The sequence below is a fragment of the Alcanivorax sp. genome (genome assembly GCF_051117345.1).
GTDB lineage: Bacteria > Pseudomonadota > Gammaproteobacteria > Pseudomonadales > Alcanivoracaceae > Alcanivorax.
In genome coordinates this window covers 1-2,346 of sequence record NZ_JBNPEC010000036.1, presented here as the reverse complement: position 1 = coordinate 2,346, position 2,346 = coordinate 1, and the positions used below count along the sequence as shown (strand labels likewise).

Sequence of the window (2,346 nt, the reverse complement as noted above, 5' to 3'; positions counted from 1 at the left end):
TGTTGTCTTAGGGAGCCTCTGAATAACTCCTTGCGTACTCAGCGTGGCCTGAAGGGTGCAGCTGTTGTGTTTTGTCGTGACGGACAGGGTGGTTCCCTTTCCTAGTGGCAAAGCGCAGCAGATGGGCCCTTCAGGCCGCGCCCTCCGGGTCTTCCAGGCTGGCCCACACTCGTTGTTGCACTTTCTCGACAGGCAACCAGCATGCCTTCAAAAGTGCGCCTAGATTGTGAGCCAGCCTGAAAGACTGAGCATGCAAGGAGTTATTCAGAGGCTCCCTTCCTATTGCAATACTGCGTGTGATGCGCGGCTGGCCGAGCGATTGCACAATTCGTCTGCCAGCAGGGTGTCCAGGTCCAGTAGCAGGTACAGCGTTCCCTGTACCGGGAAGACGCCATGCATGAACTTGCGTGGTGCCCCTTTGAGCGTTTCCGGTGGTGGTTCGATGTCTTTCGGTTGTACGCTGACAATGTCACCGATGCGGTCCACCATCAGGCCGACTTGTTCACCGCCGTGGTTGATGATGATGTTGATGGTGTTTTCTTCGCTGCTTTCGCCAGGCAATCGCAGTACCTTGCGCAAGGCGATGGCGGGCACAATGCGTCCGCGTATATTCATCAGTCCGAGCACCCCGGGCGGCGCCAGCGGAATATCGGTAATCTGGTGGTTGGCCAGGACTTCCTGAACGTTGTCGACCACCACGCCGTAATGTTTTTCCGCAACGGAAAACGTGCAGATCAGTTGGTTAGTTTCCATTGCTGTCCTCATTTCTGCGCTTGTCGTTGAATCGGCGGAACAGGACTTCACAATCGATAAAGTCTGTCACGTGACCCTGCAGAATACCGGCACCGAGGATCCCCTCGGTCTGGGCGCTCTGTTGTATGGCCGCCTCGTCGTCGCTGACGATATCGATAATGTCGTTGACCACCAGGCCCACTTCGCCGAATTCGGTGGGCTGCACCACAATGCGGATAATGTCTTGATCAGCTTGGGTTGGGTGGCTGGCATCGCCAAGACGGATCAGCGGGAGAATACCGCCGCGGTACTGGATCACTTCCCGGCCAGCGGAGTATTCGATCAGGCCGGTACTGATTTCCTCCAGGCGTGACACTTTCGACAGGGCGATGGCGGAGCGTCCGGTGCTGCCATCCGGGCGTACCAGCAGATAGCTCTCTGCAGCGCGAATAGGCTGGGTTTCCGCGTCCAGTGGATTGTCCTGTTGGCGCAGTTTGCGTTCGTGGCGGGTAACGCCGGCGAAGTCCGCGGTGGATTTCACATCCAGAATCAATGCCACCCGGCCATCACCCATGATGGTGGCGCCGGCAAAACAGGGATTGTCCTTGAGCAGTCTGCCCAGGGGTTTGACCACGATTTCTTCGGTATCACGCACGTCATCCACCAGCAGGCCGAATTCCTGCTGGTCGGCGGTGAGCACCAGAATGAATTGGTCTTTCTCTGTTTCCCTGTCTCCCATCTGCATCAGGGAGCGCATGTCGACCAGTGGCAGCAGGCGTCCCCGCAGCCGATAGACCAGGGCGTCGTGGACGGTCTCGATATCCTTGTCGAGGCGCTCGGCGTCCACGTAGACCACTTCCATCAGATTGACCTGGGGAATGGCAAAACGCTGATGCAGGCAACGTACGATCAGTGCGGGGACAATGGCAAGGGTGAGCGGAATCTTCAGCTTCAGTGTGGTGCCACGGCCGGGCACGCTCTTGATATCGATGGAGCCGCCGATGCGCTCCACATTGGTCCGTACTACATCCAGGCCCACACCACGACCTGACAGGTCACTGACGGTCTCTGCGGTGGAAAATCCGGGCTCGAAAATGTAGCGGATCTTTTCCTGTTCGGTGAGCTGTTCCGCCTGCTCTGGTCGAACCAGACCGACTTCCATGGCGCGTCGGATGATTCTGTCACTGTCCAGACCGGCGCCATCGTCACTCACTTCCACGGTGACGTTGCCGCTTTCGTGGTAGGCGCTCATGGTCAGGGTGCCGGTTTCCGGCTTGCCTCTGGCGCGACGTTTTTCCGGAGTCTCAATGCCATGGTCCACGGCGTTGCGAACCAGATGGATGAGCGGGTCGCGAATCGCTTCCAGCAGGCTGCGGTCCAGCTCGGTGTCGCCACCCTTGAGAACCGGGGTGACCCGCTTGCCGGTTTTTCTTTCCAGATCCAGCAACAGGCGAGGGTAGGTGGACCAGGCGTTACGAATGGGCTGCATGCGAGTCTGCATCAGGCCTTCCTGCAGCTCGCTGGTGACCATGTTGAGACGCTGGGACAGATTGACCAGTTGCGCGTCGTTCTGGCTGGCGGTGTGTTGCAATAGCTGGTTGCGGGTGAGTACCA

2 protein-coding genes are annotated in these 2,346 nt (G+C 58.4%); both read right to left on the bottom strand.

Translation table 11 applies throughout. The features are described from left to right. Nucleotides 1-279: 279 nt before the first annotated feature. Complete coding sequence (locus tag ACFE0K_RS02620) at nucleotides 280-753, bottom strand: chemotaxis protein CheW (RefSeq protein ID WP_434534585.1); 474 nt, start codon at nucleotides 751-753, stop codon at nucleotides 280-282. Beyond that, nucleotides 743-2,346 (bottom strand): chemotaxis protein CheA (locus ACFE0K_RS02615; RefSeq protein ID WP_434534584.1); only part of this gene is annotated, 1,604 nt, incomplete at its 5' end. The genes ACFE0K_RS02620 and ACFE0K_RS02615, both read right to left, overlap by 11 nt.